Source organism: Gordonia jinghuaiqii (genome assembly GCF_014041935.1).
Lineage (GTDB): Bacteria > Actinomycetota > Actinomycetes > Mycobacteriales > Mycobacteriaceae > Gordonia > Gordonia jinghuaiqii.
This window is the reverse complement of sequence record NZ_CP059491.1, coordinates 1,323,565-1,338,820: the sequence shown is the minus strand read 5'-3', so window position 1 is coordinate 1,338,820 and position 15,256 is coordinate 1,323,565. Positions and strand designations below refer to the sequence as shown.

The window sequence follows — 15,256 nt, the reverse complement described above, 5'->3', positions numbered from 1 at the left end:
ACCACAATTGGGGTCCACGCGCGTTCTTGGACTGGTGGGAGTGACCTACCTGCAGTAAACTCCACTCTGCGGAATTACTTTTCCATCAGAACCTCGAAGGGACCCACGTGAGCGTGCAGCCCGGCCGCCTCGGCGCGGCCTTCCTCGCCGAGATCGACACGGCCCTGGCGCCGGCCGACGCCGCGCTGGCAGATCGATACCCGGGCGACGACGGGAGTCGACAGCCGGTCCACACGGTCTACGTCCCCGCCGACCGGTACTCCGCAGACCTCCCCCGACTATGGGGACGTGCAGCACTCGATACCGCCGCCGACCATGGCGGTCTCGCCGCCATCGCCCGTACGACCGTCGCCCACACCGACACCGCTGCAACAGAACTGGCGGCTCTGGTGGAGAACAAGCTGCGCACCGAGCCCATCGAGGATCTGCGTATCGACTTCGAGGACGGATACGGTGTCCGCTCCGACGACGAGGAGGACGCGGCCGTGGCCGCCGCGGTCACCGCGATCCGGGAGGCAGGCGACGCCTCCCCGCCGTTCATCGGTATTCGTTTCAAGTGCTTCGAGGCCGATGTGCGGCCTCGCGGCCTGCGTACCCTCGATCTGTTCGTCTCCGGGCTGGTCGACGCCGGGGATCTTCCCGCCGGGTTGACACTGACACTGCCGAAGGTCACCTCGACCGATCAGGTGGTCGCGATGGTCGCCGTCGCCCGCGAGCTCGAGCGGGTCCACGGGCTCCCGGACGGACGGATCGGTTTCGAGGTCCAGGTGGAGACCCCGCAATCGGTGATGTCCGCCGACGGCACCGCGGCCGTCGCGAGGATGATCCACGCCGGCGAGGGCCGGGTGACCGCGCTGCACTACGGGACCTACGACTACTCGGCGTCCCTCGGGATCGCCGCCGCCTACCAGTCGATGGAACATCCCGCCGCCGACCACGCGAAAGCCGTGATGCAACTCGCCGCCGCCGGAACCGGCGTGCACCTCTCGGACGGTTCGACCAACATCCTCCCCGTCGGGGACCGTGAGGCCGTCGAAGCCGGTTGGGCGTTGCACGCGCGACTGGTCCGCCGTCACCTCGAGCGCGGCTTCTATCAGGGGTGGGATCTGCACCCCGCTCAGCTGGTCACCCGATTCCTGGCCACCTACGCCTTCTACCGCGACGGATTCGACTCCGCCGCAGAGCGTCTGCGCAACTACGCGCACCAGATCTCCTCGTCGGTGCTCGACGAACCCGCGACGGCCCGCGCACTGGCCGGCTTCATCCGGCGCGGCGAACTGTGCGGAGCGCTGACCGTCGACGAGGTCGAGACCGCAACAGACCTGTCCATCACGAAGGTGCGCGAGATCGCGCTCCACCGCCCGCCTGCGCCGGGCGCCTGAACCGAACCACCTGACCCAATCCCCTGGTCCCGCAACACTATCCATCTCTCGAAGGACACCCCGATGACCGCGTCGCCGTATTACACCCCCGCCGGCGGACTCCCGCCGCAGACCGACCTGCTCACCGACCGCGCGGTGGTCACCGAGGCCTACACGGTGATCCCGCGAGGTGTGCTCCGCGACATCGTCACGTCGGTCTTCCCCGAGTGGACCGACACCCGCGCCTGGGTGCTCAATCGCCCGATTCCCGGTGGCGCGCAGACCTTCTCCCAGACGATCGTGGAGGTCGCCCCGGGCGGCGGATCGCAAGCGCCGGAGCCGCAGCCGGAGGTCGAGGGTTTCCTCTTCGTCACCGCCGGTGCGCTGACCGTCACCGCCGAGGGTGAGGAGCACACGCTGACCGAGGGCGGGTTCGGATTCCTGCCCGCGGGCACCGCGTGGTCGGCACACAACCGCGGAGATGTCCCCACGTCCTTCCACTGGATCCGCAAGCGCTACCAGCCGATCGCGGGTCACGAGCCGACCCCGCAGTTCGGCAACGAGCGCGACATCGAACCCTCCGCGATGCCCGACACCGACGGTGCGTGGCGCACCACGCGGATGCTGGACCCACAGAACCTCGCCTACGACATGCACGTCAACGTCGTGACCTTCGAGCCGGGCGGGTCGATCCCGTTCGCCGAGACCCACGTGATGGAGCACGGCCTGTACGTGCTGGAGGGCAAGGCCGTCTACCGGCTCAACGAGGACTGGGTGGAGGTCCAGGAAGGCGACTACATGTCCCTGCGCGCTTTCTGCCCGCAGGCCTGCTACGCCGGCGGGCCGTCGAACTTCCGGTATCTGCTCTACAAGGACGTCAACCGGCAGATCGTGCTCTGACTGCACTCAGCGCTTCACCTGCTCTCGGTTCGCGATACCGCTAGACTCGACCAATTCGTCCGATTCCGGACGTATTGGATCGGCTACGTGTCGAGGGTCCGAGAGGAACACATGGTTCAGGTGGCTTCCCGTCGCGCCGAGTTCGTCGCCGGATTGTTCGTGGCCACACTCATTGCCACCGGTTGCGGTGCAGAACCCGGCGATCCGACGACCTCCGCCACTATTGCCTCCGCCGCTGACGCGGAAAGTGTCACGGCCACCGAGACGACGGTGATGGGCGAGGACGACGTCGAGGTCACCCTCACCGGCCCTCTCGCGGTCAAGTACGCCTCGGCGACCGACGCACAGCGGAAAGCCCTGGGTAAGCCGCTGACCGGGGATCGCAACGCCGGGACCCGAGAGAGCGGCGTCGTGTACCAGCAGTTCCGCGGTGGCGTGATCATCGCGAAGAACAGCGACCCGGCAACGCCTGGCTACATCGTCACCTCCGGCAAGATCCGGGACGCCTGGAACACCGAGCGCGGCCCGGACGGGGTCCCGATGCTCCTCGGCAGCAATGGCTCGGCGGGACCTCTGGGAGTTCCCACGAGCGACGTGACAGTCGACGGCGACCTCGAAGTCGTGACTTTCGAGCACGGCAAGATCATCGAGAACACGACGACCGGCGAGGTCACCGTGACGGTCAACGGCGAGACCGTCCCATCAGGCCTGGATTAGGCGATGAGACGCCGGGTCGCGACAGTCGCCGTCGGCGTGGTGGTGGCGCTCGTGGCCTGCGGATGCTCGGCACAAACCGACCAGCAGTCGTCGACGCGGTCACCGTCTGCCGGCACGCCACGGGCCGCACCCGGGCCTGAGACCGCTCCACCTGTCCCGGCGGGGACCGAGTCGATCGACGTCGTCCGCGTCGAGTATCTCGACTCCGACGATGCCGACCCGGCCGAGAACTGGGCCAATCTGTACCTACCCGCGGGTGCCCGCGGCGACGATTCGCTGCCGCTGGTGACGATCATCCATGGTGGCGGCTGGGAAAGTCGCGCAGGCGCAGAGCAATTCGACGAGATGGCCAGAGACCTCGCCGACCGGGGGTTGGCTGTTTACAACGTGGAATACCGCCGTCTGGGCACCGGCGGAGGGTGGCCCACCACCTTCCACGACGTGGCCAGAGCACTCGACCACGTACCCACGATGGCCGAAACCTATCCCCAGTTGCGAATCGAGGACGAGTTGGTGGTCGGTCACAGCGCCGGTGCGCAATTGGCCGTATGGGGCGGAACCCGCCATCGCCTCACCGACGACGAGGTGGGCTCGCGTCCGGCCTTCGTTCCATCCCGGGTGGTGTCCATCTCCGGCCCACTGGACATGCGCTACGCCGTCGAGCACGGCAACAAACGCGTGATCACCCGCATCCTCGGCGGCACGCCACGACAAGTACCCGAACGCTACGACTCGGTCGATCCCATCCGCAATCTCGACCCCGCGCTACCGGTCATCTTGTTCCATGGACTGGCCGACACCGTTGTCGATCCGAACAACTCCCGCCACTACGCCCGCGCCCTCGACGCCGACGGCGGCTCGGCCGAGCTGCACCTGCTCGACGGCGAAACCCACACCTCACTGGTCCATCGTCAGTCCCCTGCCTACACCCGAATCCTCGACCGGCTCACCGAGATCGCTCGGACCGACATCGATGAGCTGCGAGCTGAATGACCCGAGGGAATCAGGGCTTCAGCCGACAGACCTGCTAAGCCGCGACGTGAATGAACCGTGCGGAGCGGATTGTGTTGTGCTGCTTCCATTCCCACACGGCGTAGAGAACCTCGGTGGTGTACCCGAGGTCCATCCGTCCCCCGCCGACCGGGACCGTCGAGTCAGCGGAGATACGCCCGTCTGGTCTCCAGCCGACCGGTTTCTCGGTCGCCGGAGCCGCCTCTATCTCGGTCCCGTCCGGGCGGTGGAAGGTGAATCGTTGCTGACCGTGCGCGGTGATCGAGAACTCACCGCGATGCAGCGACCGATGACACGACCCGCACAGGAGGATCAGATTGTCCGGATCGGTCCGCCCACCCGCCGACCAGAACTCGACATGATGGGCATGCAGATGACGCGTACGACCGCAGCCCGGCGTCTGACAGCAGCGGTCCCGCACGAACAGCGCCCGCACCAACGCCTTGTTCGGTGCACGCCTACGGTGACCCAGACCCAGCAGCGCGACCTTGCCGGGCTGACCGGGAACGCGACGGCTCACGACATCGCGGGTGGCGGCCCCACACCGGGCCTCGGCCACGTCCTCTTCGGTCAACGCAGGCCCGTCATAGAGATGTGCCGCCTCCACACCATCGCCGGCATGTATCAGGATCTCCGCACCTGGCGCGAGCCCGGGCATCGCGATCCCGTCATGCACCATTCCGGCCATCGCGACCACCGCCGGCGCCACATTCGACGGCACCTGCCGCCACAGATCCCGACGCCTCGACGGAACCATCTCCGAATCCCTCCCGGCATCATGCTCGACCGCATCGGTCCCAGCGTTCCGCGGAACACTCGGCATGGTCGGTAGGTCCGGGTCATCGCAGGTCCGGGTGCGTTCATATTCCGCGCGAACCGCCCCGGCCAGAAACCGCGCCCCGTCGAGCGGACTCAGCGTCATCGACACCGACAGCGACCCGTCAGGGTTCCACTTCCACCGGCCCGTCGACTCCACCGGCGCGCGACTCCCCTCCTCGACACCCTGGTTCCGGTCGATCTGACGCATCGCGCGCACCGCTCGCTCCAGCTGACCCGCGGTACACGACAGCGCCAGGTTCACCAGCTCCTGCTCGCGCTCCGGGGTGGCGATCCGCGTCAACGCCCGCACCTTTGAATACGTCAGCCGCCCCTGCGCGAACGCTGCGCGTATCAGTGACATCTCGACGAGTGCTCGGGCCACACGCACCTGCTCATGCGCGGTGCGCATCGAGATCCCGGCCTTCCACGACAACCAATGCGCGCACGAGGTGATCCCCGGACCCGACCACCCATGCCGCTCATCCCACTCCGCGACCAATTCCAAGAACTGCGCCGTCAACGCGGTGATCTGCGCCGCATACCCGAGCACCCGCTCCTCGAGCACCGCGTCGGACAGCGACGCCGGATCGGCACCGTCGAACATGGACAACACATCGTCACGCGACCGAAAAACACTGACCCCCACAGCAACCCCCCACGGACCGAATCAAGCGGACCTCAGCAGACTATCGACGGCCACTGACAAATCCCGAGGTCACGAGTGTTCCGCGGAACGATGAGAAACCGGCATCCGGCGAGTCAGTCCAGGTGAGTGCTCAGACACGACGAGAGGGAGTCTCATGCCCACCGACACCACCCAGGCGAGACTGATAGCGGCGGCCGCCGATCACATGCTCGCGATGACCGACTCGATCCCCGACACAGACCTGGACCGTCCGACCCCGTGTCGCGGCATGAACCTCGCCGCGCTACTGGCCCATGTCGACGGACTCTCGCAGGGGTTGACGGCCGCAGCGCGCAAAGACTTCGGTCCGTTGACCTCGACGCCGCCCGACCCGGCGCAGAACCCGCAGAGTCAACTGCCGACGGAGTGGCGAGACGAGTTACACCGTCACGTGCACGACCTCGCAGAGTCATGGGCCGACGCCGCGGCGTGGGAGGGCATGACCCAGGCCGGCGGCGTCGAGTTGCCCGCCGAGATCATGGGGATGGTGGCGCTGTCGGAACTGGTCCTACACGGCTGGGATGTCGCGCGCGCCGCGGACACCGCGTTCGACATCCCTGACGAGATCCTTCAGGCCGTCTTCGACTTCCATCATCCGCCGCAACCGCAGGTAGACCGCGACAGAATATTCGGACCGGTGGTCGAGGTGCCCGACGACGCCCCGCTCGTCGACCGACTCGCCGGCCTGGCCGGACGGGACCCGCGGTGGCCGCACGGCCCCTCGGGAATCTAGCCGTTGAACGGCCAGCCGGTGATCTTCTTCTCCCGCGGCGGCGCGTAGGTCCGGACCTTCGACGTCGAGAGTCCCATCCGGACAAGACCTTCGGCGATCGTCACGGCCGACCGCACCCCGTCGACGATCGGGACGCCGGTCGCGGCGCGGACCTGCTCTTCGAGCTCGGCCATCCCGCCGCAGCCCAGGCAGATCACTTCGGCTTTGTCGTCGGCGACGGCCAGCCGGGACTGCTCGACGATCGCCTTGACCGCGCGAACGGGGTCCGACTCCAGTTCCAGCACACCGAGTCCCGACGCCCGCACCGACGCGCAGCGCTGGTCGAGGCCGGCGAGCTTGAGCCGGTCCTCGATCAGCGGGACCGTCCGGTCCAGCGTCGTCACGACCGAGAACTTGTGTCCCAGATATATCGCCGTCGACGCCGCGGCTTCGGTGATGTCGACGACGGGAACCTCGAGCAGCTCCTGCAGCCCTTCTCGGCCGTGTTCGCCGTAACCGGCCTGGATGACGGCGTCATACGGTTCGGGGTAGGCGAGGATCGCGTCCATCACGGCGATGGCGGCGAGGTAGGACTCGAAGTTGCCCTCGCACGATTCGGCGCCGAATCGCGGTGTGATGCCGACGATCTCGGTGCCCGGTGAGGCGACCGAGCGGGCCGAGTCGGCGATGGCCTCGGTCATCGACTCGGTCGTGTTGACGTTGGCGACGAGGATGCGCATCGAATGTTCCTTCTGCTGTCAGTGGGTGCTGGCGACGGAGATCGGCTCGCCCGACACCTCGGCGAACGGTCCGCGACGGTCGGCGACCACCAGGTAGACGACCGCACCCAGACCGGCACCGATGAACCACGAGAACTCCGAGACCACTTCGAAGGCCGGTACGAAGGCCATCACCAGGGCGAAGGCTGCCGTCGGGACGAGGGATGCGATCGCCCGCATGTTCACGCCGCTGCGGTAATGGTATGCCGCATCCGGGGCTTCGGTGAACAACGCCGGCACGTCGATCCGCGAGCGGCGGACGAGCCAGTAGTCGGCCATCACGATGCCGAACAGCGGCCCGAGGAGCGCGCCGAGTCCGCCGAGGAAGTAGTTGATCACCGCGGGAGAGTTGTAGAGGTTCCACGGCAGGATGACCAGGCCGATGATCGCGGCGACGAGCGCTGCGCGCCGGAAGTCGAGGTGGCGCGGGAACAGGTTGGACAGCGCGTAGATCGGTGCGACGAAGTTGGCCATGAGGTTGACCGCGACGGTGAGGATCAGCAGCGCCAGGCAGGCCAGCACCAGCAGGAAGGTGTTGGGAACGGTCTGGACGATGTCCGAGGGCGACTCGATGACCGTGCCGTTGATCCGGAACTGGGCACCGGCGAGGACGATCACGATGCCGCCGAAGAGCAGCATGTTGAGCGGGATGCCCCAGAAGTTGCCACGCACGATGGCTTTTCGCGATTCCGCGTTGCGGGTGAAGTCGCAGAAGTTCAGGACGAAGGTGCCGTAGATCGCGACCCACAGGCTGGCGCCGCCGATGATCTGGAGCCACATGTCGACGCCGGTCAGCGAATCGGGGGTCGACCAGGCGATGGTCCAGTCGGCGTTGCTGAGCATCCAGATGGCCAGCGCGACCATCGTGACCAGGATGATCGGACCGGCGAAGGCCTCATACCGTCGGATCATCTCCATGCCGTAGCTGACGATGACCACCTGGATCACCCACAACGCCACGAAGGAGATCCAGCCGAGGGTCGAGAGCCCGAGGAAGCGGTTGGTGTCCAGGTCGGCGGCCCCGGGGAACAGGGCGATGAGCATGATCCGGAGCACGACCGACGCGAGGTAGGTCTGGATGCCGAACCACGCGATCGCCACGCCACCACGGATGAGGGCGGGGATCTGCGCGCCGCGGATGCCGAACGAGATGCGACTCATGACCGGGAACGGCACACCCGTCTTCTCGCCCATGAATCCGGACAGGTTCAGCAGCAGGAAGAGGAAGACTCCGCCGAGCACCAGCGCCGTCAGGATCTGCCAACCGCCCAGCCCGAGCGCGAACAGGCCGATGGCGAAGGCGTAGTTGCCCAGGCTGTGGACGTCGTTGGCCCACAGCGTGAAGATGTTGTAGGTGTTCCATCGTCGTCCGACCCGACTGGTCGGCGCCAGGTCGTCGTTGTACAGCTTGGGACTCAACCCGGCCGGGACGGTTCCGGGAACGCCGGAGGCGTTCTCGCCGTTCGGGGACGGCGCCGAAGGCACATCGTCGCGGTGGATCGTGGGCGGTTTAGTGCTCATCTCTGCACTTTCGGTCGGACGGTCGATGACCGCGCTCCTACACTGGCGGCCATTCCGTGATGTGGAATCGAGTTTCCGCGTTCCCGATAGTTAGCCTTACGGTCAAGCGCGTTGTCAATAGCACCAGACCGCGCTACTCGCGAGTCGAGTTCCGAAATCACATCAAAAGATTCCACCATGAGGAAAAGTCTGGGTTAGTCTCTGGACCGACACAGGATCCGGCGACCAGCAAGGAGTCCCGCCCCATGACCTCAGAATCCGACGCCCACGTCTCTCCCTCCGACACTGCCGTCTCCGACGCGACCGATGCGCCGTTCGACCTGGTGGTGCGGGGTGAGCAGACGCTGACGACGGCGGGCATCGTGGCGCGCGAGATCGGTATTCGCGACGGCCGCGTCGTCGCCATCGAACCGCTCGGGAGTGGACTGGTCGGCACCGAGGTCATCGAGCTTGCCGACGACCAGGTGATGATCCCCGGATTGGTGGACACCCACGTCCATGTCAACGAGCCCGGCCGCACCGAGTGGGAGGGCTTCGACTCGGCCACCCGCGCCGCGGCCGCCGGTGGCGTCACCACGCTCATCGACATGCCGCTCAACTCGATCCCGCCCACCGTGAATGTCGACGCCCTGGCCGAGAAAAGGGCTGCCGCACAGGGTAAGACCCACATCGACGTCGGTTTCTGGGGTGGTGCCATCCCGGGCAACGAGAATGACCTGCGCGGACTCCACGACGCCGGTGTCTTCGGATTCAAGTGCTTCCTGCTGCACTCGGGAGTGGACGAGTTCCCGCACCTGACGGCCGACGAGATGGAAGCCGACATGGCCAAGCTCGCCGAGTTCGACTCGCTGATGATCGTCCACGCCGAGGACTCCCGGGCCATCGACAACGCCCCGTCACCCGAAGGTGACGAGTACGGGCGGTTCCTCGCGTCGCGTCCGCGCGGTGCCGAGAACCTGGCGATCGCCGAGGTCATCGAGCGTGCGCGCTGGACCGGCGTCCGCGCACATGTGCTGCACCTGTCGTCGTCGGATGCCCTGCCCATGCTGGCCAGCGCAAAGCGCGACGGCGTGAAGATCACGGTGGAAACCTGCCCGCACTACCTCACCCTGCTGGCCGAGGAGGTGCCCAACGGCGCGACGGCCTTCAAGTGCTGCCCGCCCATCCGTGAGGCGGGCAACCGCGAGCTGCTCTGGGAGGGACTGCTGGCCGGCACGATCGACTGCATCGTCTCCGACCACTCGCCGTCGACCGTCGACCTCAAGGACCCCGAGAACGGCGACTTCGGAGTCGCATGGGGTGGAGTCGCGTCGTTGCAGCTGGGGCTGTCGCTGATCTGGTCGGAGGCCAAGAAGCGCGGCATCGGCCTGCCGCAGGTGATTGAGTGGATGGCATCGAAGCCCGCAGATCTCGCCGGCCTGCCGACCAAGGGCCGCCTCGCCCTCGGCTGCGACGCCGACTTCGCCATCTTCGAGCCGGAATCCGCGCAGATCGTCGACGTCAACCGCCTCCACCACAAGAACCCGGTCAGCCCGTACGACGGCCGGGCGCTCGCCGGTGTGGTCAAGGGGACCTGGGTTCGCGGTCAGCGGGTGGACTTCGAAACCGCCCGGGGGCGGATGCTCCGCCGCGGGGACGTCTGAGGCCGCCGCACCGGAGGCAACGATTCTGCGCGGACCGGTACAGTCGATCGAATGAGTTCGGATGACCAGCACACCGGCCTGGCCGATGAGTTGGCCGGCCGTTCCGACGACGAGCTCACTGAGCTCCTGATCGAGCGGCCCGACCTCGCCTCGCCCACCCCGGCAGGCACTCGGGTCCTGGCACAGCGGGCGCTCTCGGCTGCATCGCTGGCGCTCGCCGGGGAGGATCTCGACGTCCTCGCGGTCGCCGTACTCGAGGTGGTCCTCGCGCACAGCGTCACCGCCGGGCATCACGAGGTCCCGGGCCCGGTCGCCGTGCGCACGATCCTCGCCGAACTCAAGGGACACGCCGCCCCCGCCGCTGTCCGTGATCGCATCAATCTCCTTCGCCGTCGCGCCATCCTCTGGGGCGACGACACCGCTCTGTATTCCGGTGCGCACACGGCGTCGGCTCTGCCCTGGAAGGCGCGGCACCTCACCGGCCCCCTGGCCGGACGCACGGGCGACGAAATCGCCGCGATGGTCGCCGGTCTCGACGAGCGCTCCGCGGGCCTGCTGCAAACCCTGGCCCGCGGGCCCGCTCTGGGCCGCAGTCGCGACGCGGCACCCGATGCCGACCCCGCCTCCCCTGTCGCACAACTCATCTCGACGGGCCTGCTGGCCCGGGTCGACGATCAGACCGTCGAGCTCCCCCCGATGGTCGGCGCGGTCATCCGTGAGGAACCCGCTTGGCACACAGACGATCTCGCCCCACCTCCGCTACACGAACCGCGCGCCAAGCCGCGATTCCCGCTCAAGGCCGTCGACGCCGCGGCCGGCGGGGAGGCGCTCGAACTCATCCGCCATCTCTCGCAGTTGATCACCATTCTCGGCGCGACCCCGGCGGCGGTTCTGCGTTCGGGCGCGCTGGGTGTCCGCGAACTCCGCCGCCTGGCAAAGCTCACCGGCCTCGAGACCCAGCGGGTCTCGTTCCTCATCGAGATCGCCGCCTACCTGCGGATCATCGACGCCGGGTTCCCCGAGCCCCCGCCGGCCAATGATGCCGGCGAGCAGGCCTTCGCCCCGACGTCGACCGCCGACACCTGGTTGCATCAGCCGCGCGAACGTCAGTGGCTCGCACTGGCCGACGCCTGGTTGCACATGCCGCGACGCGCCTGGCAGGTCGGCGAACCCGACCGTGACGGCAACGCGCTGGCCACCCTCGGCGCCGAACTGCACGACGCCCATGCCCCGGTCCAGCGTCAGTTGATCCTGTCGACCCTCGCCCAGGCCGACCCCGCGGTGGCCGTGTCCCCAGATGCGGTGCTCGCGAACCTGCACTGGCACCGCCCCCGCCAGATACGTCGCTTCGGTCGTCGGCTCGTCGCCGAAACCTTGCGTGAGGCAAGGGAACTCGGTCTGGTCGCGCACGACGCCCTGACCACCGTCGGGCGTGCGTACACCGTCGAGGATCCACCCGACGCCGATCCCGCCGACACCGACGCCGCAGTCCTCGCCGCGATGCGCAAGGCGCTGCCCGATCCGGTCGACCACTTCCTCACCCAGGCGGACCTGACCCTGACCGTCCCGGGACCGATGACACCCGAGCTCGCCGAGCAGGTGGAGCTCGTCGCCGACCTCGAATCCGGCGGTGCGGCATCGGTTTACCGGGTGTCCCCCGAGAGTGTTCGACGCGCACTCGACTCCGGACGCAGCAGCAACGAGTTGCTCTCGATGTTCACGACCCACTCGAGAACACCTGTGCCGCAGTCACTGTCATATCTCATCGAGGATGTCGCCCGGAAACACGGCCAGCTGCGGGTGGGCGTCGCCTCGGCGTTCATCCGGTGCGAAGATCCGACCGTGCTCGCCGCGGTGTTGCGCAGCCCGGCCGCCGAGGCGCTCGCCCTGCGCGCACTCGCCCCGACCGTCGCGGTCTCGCAGTCGGAACTGCGGGATGTGATCGAGCAGTTGCGGGCGGCGGGATTCGCTCCGGCAGGAGAGGATTCGTCGGGCGCGCTCGTCGATCTTCGTGACCGCGGGAGCCGTGTCACGGTGTCGCGGGCACGGCGCCAGAGTCAGCCGCGTCGGAATACGCCGTCGGAGGCGCAGTTACGGTCGGTGGTCACCCGGATCCGCTCGACCGACCGCGCCGCCGCGGCCACCCCGGTACGCAGCACCGGCACCACCGCGACGCCGGTGCGCGCGACCGGCGGCGGGGAGTCGGCCACCGCACTCATCCAGCTCGCGCTCCGGGCCAACCGCCGGTTGCGTGTCGGATACGTCGACGCCCAGGGGTCGGCGAGTCGCCACGTCGTCACCCCGAAGGTCCTCGGCGCGGGCCAGCTCGTGGCCGTCGAAGAAGGGTCCGACGGTGAGCAACGTTTTTCGCTGCACCGGCTGACCAGCGTCGAACTCCTCGACGCCTGACAGACCTCCGCAGAGACATCATGTGACGGACGTCTCAATCTTGGTAGGGTCGGCCTATGAGCGCGGCACCGGAACTACATGACGGCCCAGTCGCAGACACCTACCAGCACGACCTGGTGGCCCGGATGAAACCGTCGGCGCGGCGTCGTCGGGTGAGGCGTCCGGCCGATCTCGTCACCGCCATCGGACCCACGCTGTCGGTGGCCAATGTGATCATGCAGCTGGCCAACCCGAAGGTCGGGTACGGCGTGCACGAGAGCCGTGTCCCGTCGGGCAACGCGATCAAACGGCCCATCAAGCGGGGACGCACCACCGGCACCTTCCTCGCCGTCGCCCTGATGGGCAGCGACGAGGACAAGGCCTACATCCACGAGAAGGTCGGCCGCATCCACGACCAGGTCTACTCGACCGACACCAGCCCGGTGCGCTACAGCGCGAACGACTCGCGCCTGCAGTTGTGGGTGGCGGTATGCCTGCTCAAATACTTCATCGACCAGTACGAGCTGCTCTACGGCCCGCTGACCGCCGCCGAGAAGGAGACGGTCCTCGCCGACGCCCACCCACTCGGGACCGCGCTCAACGTGCCCGCCGACAAGTGGCCCGCGTCCTACGACGCGCTCCTCGCGTACTGGAATGCCGAACTCGCCGCGTTGCGCATCGACGACCCCGTCCGCGACGAGCTGCGCAGCCTCGCGGACCTGTCCTTTCTCGAGTACCGCGCCGGCACCCTGGGCACGCTCGCCCACGTCACGCTCGGCCCGCTGCTGTGCTACGCCGTCAAGGCGGGCCTGCCGCCGGAGTTCCGCGAGATGATGCACTGGACGTGGACCGAGAGCGATGCCCGCCGCTATCGGACCACCCTGGCCGGATTCCGTCTCGTGGACCCGCTGCTGGCACCTGTCCTGCGGGGCATCTTCCGGGTGAACATCCTCGATCTGCGGCTGCGCCGCAAGCTGGGCATCCCCGTCTTCTAGGTCACATCGGAGCCCGTCGCTGACAAGTGTCGGTGCGATCTGGACAATGGAGCGGGTGACCGATGGACCCCTGATCGTGCAATCCGACAAGACGCTGCTGCTCGAGGTCGACCACCCCGACGCACCGGCGGCCCGCGCAGCAATCGCCCCCTTCGCCGAACTCGAACGCGCACCCGAGCACGTCCACACCTACCGAGTCACCCCGCTCGCGCTGTGGAATGCCCGCGCCGCAGGTCACGACGCCGAACAGGTCGTCGACGCGCTGGTCACGTACTCCCGCTACGCGGTCCCGCAGCCGCTGCTCATGGATGTCGTCGACACCATGGGCCGCTTCGGCCGACTGCAGCTGGTCAAACATCCCGCGCATGGACTCACCCTCGTCAGCAACGACCAGGCCGTCCTCGTCGAGGTGATGCGCAACAAGAAGGTCGCCCCGATGCTGGGTGCCCGCATCGACGACGACACCGTCATCGTCCATCCCTCCGAGCGTGGCCGGCTCAAGCAGGTGCTGCTCAAGGTGGGCTGGCCCGCCGAGGACCTCGCCGGTTACGTCGACGGCGAAGCGCACCACATCGAGCTCGCCCAGGACGACTGGCAACTGCGTGACTACCAGGAGATGGCCGCCGACTCGTTCTGGGCCGGCGGCTCCGGTGTGGTGGTGTTGCCGTGTGGTGCGGGCAAGACGATGGTCGGTGCGGCCGCGATGGCCAAGGCAGGCGCCACGACGCTCATCCTGGTGACCAACACCGTCGCGGGCCGGCAGTGGAAGCGCGAGCTGATCGCGCGCACCTCGCTGACCGAGGAGGAGATCGGCGAGTACTCCGGCGAGCGTAAGGAGATCCGCCCGGTCACCATCGCGACCTATCAGGTGATGACTCGAAAGTCGAAGGGCGAGTACAGGAATCTCGACCTGTTCGATTCGCGCGACTGGGGTCTGATCATCTACGACGAGGTCCATCTGCTGCCCGCGCCGGTCTTCCGCATGACCGCCGACCTGCAGTCCCGCCGCCGCCTCGGCCTCACCGCGACCCTCGTACGCGAGGACGGCCGCGAGGGCGACGTCTTCAGCCTCATCGGCCCCAAGCGCTACGACGCCCCGTGGAAGGACATCGAAGCGCAGGGCTGGATCGCGCCGGCCGAGTGCATCGAGGTCCGGGTGACCCTGACCGATGAGGAGCGCCTGCAGTACGCGGTGGCCGAGCCGGAGGAGAAGTACAAGCTCTGCTCGACGGCCCACACCAAGGTCAACGTGGTGAAGGCCATCCTGAACAAGCACCGCGACTCCCCCACTCTGGTCATCGGCGCCTACATCGACCAGCTCGAGGAACTCGGGCGCGAGCTCGACTGTCCGGTGATCCAGGGCTCCACCAAGAACAAGGAACGTGAGATCCTCTTCGACCGCTTCCGTACCGGCGAATTGCAGACCCTCGTGGTGTCGAAGGTGGCCAACTTCTCCATCGACCTGCCGGAGGCTTCGGTGGCGGTGCAGGTGTCGGGGACCTTCGGGTCGCGTCAGGAGGAGGCCCAGCGCCTCGGCCGGTTGCTGCGCCCCAAGCGAGACGGCGGACAGGCCCACTTCTACTCGGTCGTCTCCCGTGACACCCTCGACGCCGACTACGCCGCGCATCGGCAGCGATTCCTCGCCGAGCAGGGGTACGCCTACCGGATCACCGATGCCGACGATCTTCTCGGTCCGACGATCGGTGAGGGCTCGCAGGGCTGAGC

12 protein-coding genes are annotated in these 15,256 nt (G+C 67.6%); 9 read left to right on the top strand and 3 right to left on the bottom strand.

The window, feature by feature from the left end; translation table 11 throughout:
• The first annotated feature begins 107 nt into the window (after nt 1-107).
• From H1R19_RS05900 to H1R19_RS05885, 4 genes are all read left to right on the top strand, one after another.
• Nucleotides 108-1,382 (top strand): DUF6986 family protein, encoded by a 1,275-nt coding sequence (locus tag H1R19_RS05900; protein ID WP_219850861.1) that lies wholly within the window; start codon nt 108-110, stop codon nt 1,380-1,382.
• A gap of 63 nt (nt 1,383-1,445) precedes the next feature.
• The gene (locus H1R19_RS05895; RefSeq protein ID WP_219850859.1) at nt 1,446-2,261 is read left to right on the top strand and encodes a bifunctional allantoicase/(S)-ureidoglycine aminohydrolase; all 816 of its coding nucleotides are present in this window, start codon (nt 1,446-1,448) and stop codon (nt 2,259-2,261) included.
• A gap of 111 nt (nt 2,262-2,372) precedes the next feature.
• Entirely contained in the window at nt 2,373-2,978 is a 606-nt protein-coding gene (locus H1R19_RS05890; protein WP_219850857.1) for an LGFP repeat-containing protein, read from the top strand.
• A gap of 3 nt (nt 2,979-2,981) precedes the next feature.
• Entirely contained in the window at nt 2,982-3,971 is a 990-nt protein-coding gene (locus H1R19_RS05885) for an alpha/beta hydrolase (RefSeq protein WP_219850855.1), read from the top strand.
• A gap of 34 nt (nt 3,972-4,005) precedes the next feature.
• On the opposite strand, the gene H1R19_RS05880 is transcribed toward H1R19_RS05885, so the two are convergent.
• Nucleotides 4,006-5,412 (bottom strand): HNH endonuclease signature motif containing protein, encoded by a 1,407-nt coding sequence (locus H1R19_RS05880; protein WP_219850854.1) that lies wholly within the window; start codon nt 5,410-5,412, stop codon nt 4,006-4,008.
• A gap of 196 nt (nt 5,413-5,608) precedes the next feature.
• Between H1R19_RS05880 and H1R19_RS05875 the strand changes: the two genes are divergently transcribed.
• A complete protein-coding gene (locus H1R19_RS05875) occupies nt 5,609-6,226 on the top strand; it encodes a TIGR03086 family metal-binding protein (RefSeq protein WP_219850853.1) in 618 nt (205 codons plus the stop codon).
• Here H1R19_RS05875 and H1R19_RS05870 read toward each other — a convergent pair.
• Together H1R19_RS05870 and H1R19_RS05865 are read right to left on the bottom strand one after the other, a co-directional pair.
• Nucleotides 6,223-6,945, bottom strand: coding sequence for an aspartate/glutamate racemase family protein (locus H1R19_RS05870; protein WP_219850851.1), 723 nt, complete (start codon nt 6,943-6,945; stop codon nt 6,223-6,225). The genes H1R19_RS05875 and H1R19_RS05870 overlap by 4 nt on opposite strands.
• 18 nt (nt 6,946-6,963) lie before the next feature.
• Nucleotides 6,964-8,505, bottom strand: a complete 1,542-nt coding sequence (locus H1R19_RS05865) for an NCS1 family nucleobase:cation symporter-1 (protein WP_188331657.1) — start codon at nt 8,503-8,505, stop codon at nt 6,964-6,966.
• A gap of 245 nt (nt 8,506-8,750) precedes the next feature.
• Here H1R19_RS05865 and allB point away from each other — a divergent pair, with 245 nt between their 5' ends.
• Genes allB through H1R19_RS05845 form a run of 4 tightly spaced genes read left to right on the top strand, consistent with a single transcriptional unit; the run spans nt 8,751 to nt 15,254 of the window.
• Nucleotides 8,751-10,148 carry an allantoinase AllB gene (gene allB / locus H1R19_RS05860; RefSeq protein ID WP_219850849.1) on the top strand — a complete coding sequence of 466 codons (1,398 nt, stop codon included), beginning with the start codon at nt 8,751-8,753 and terminating at the stop codon, nt 10,146-10,148.
• A 51-nt stretch (nt 10,149-10,199) separates the two neighbouring features.
• Nucleotides 10,200-12,557, top strand: a complete 2,358-nt coding sequence (locus H1R19_RS05855) for a helicase-associated domain-containing protein (protein ID WP_219850847.1) — start codon at nt 10,200-10,202, stop codon at nt 12,555-12,557.
• A 56-nt stretch (nt 12,558-12,613) separates the two neighbouring features.
• Nucleotides 12,614-13,531 carry an oxygenase MpaB family protein gene (locus H1R19_RS05850; RefSeq protein WP_219850845.1) on the top strand — a complete coding sequence of 306 codons (918 nt, stop codon included), beginning with the start codon at nt 12,614-12,616 and terminating at the stop codon, nt 13,529-13,531.
• Nucleotides 13,532-13,586: 55 nt separating this feature from the next.
• Nucleotides 13,587-15,254: a DNA repair helicase XPB gene (locus H1R19_RS05845; RefSeq protein ID WP_342354913.1), complete on the top strand. Its 1,668-nt coding sequence runs from the start codon at nt 13,587-13,589 to the stop codon at nt 15,252-15,254.
• The last annotated feature ends 2 nt before the right edge of the window (nt 15,255-15,256 follow it).

Bases quoted from the DNA above. Each gene is read 5' to 3' on its own strand.
- H1R19_RS05895 (WP_219850859.1), top strand. From the start codon at position 1,446: ATGACCGCGTCGCCGTATTACACCCCCGCCGGCGGACTCCCGCCGCAG.
- H1R19_RS05890 (WP_219850857.1), top strand. From the start codon at position 2,373: ATGGTTCAGGTGGCTTCCCGTCGCGCCGAGTTCGTCGCCGGATTGTTC.
- H1R19_RS05885 (WP_219850855.1), top strand. From the start codon at position 2,982: ATGAGACGCCGGGTCGCGACAGTCGCCGTCGGCGTGGTGGTGGCGCTC.
- H1R19_RS05880 (WP_219850854.1), bottom strand. From the start codon at position 5,412: ATGTTCGACGGTGCCGATCCGGCGTCGCTGTCCGACGCGGTGCTCGAG.
- H1R19_RS05875 (WP_219850853.1), top strand. From the start codon at position 5,609: ATGCCCACCGACACCACCCAGGCGAGACTGATAGCGGCGGCCGCCGAT.
- H1R19_RS05870 (WP_219850851.1), bottom strand. From the start codon at position 6,945: ATGCGCATCCTCGTCGCCAACGTCAACACGACCGAGTCGATGACCGAG.
- H1R19_RS05865 (WP_188331657.1), bottom strand. From the start codon at position 8,505: ATGAGCACTAAACCGCCCACGATCCACCGCGACGATGTGCCTTCGGCG.
- allB (WP_219850849.1), top strand. From the start codon at position 8,751: ATGACCTCAGAATCCGACGCCCACGTCTCTCCCTCCGACACTGCCGTC.
- H1R19_RS05855 (WP_219850847.1), top strand. From the start codon at position 10,200: ATGAGTTCGGATGACCAGCACACCGGCCTGGCCGATGAGTTGGCCGGC.
- H1R19_RS05850 (WP_219850845.1), top strand. From the start codon at position 12,614: ATGAGCGCGGCACCGGAACTACATGACGGCCCAGTCGCAGACACCTAC.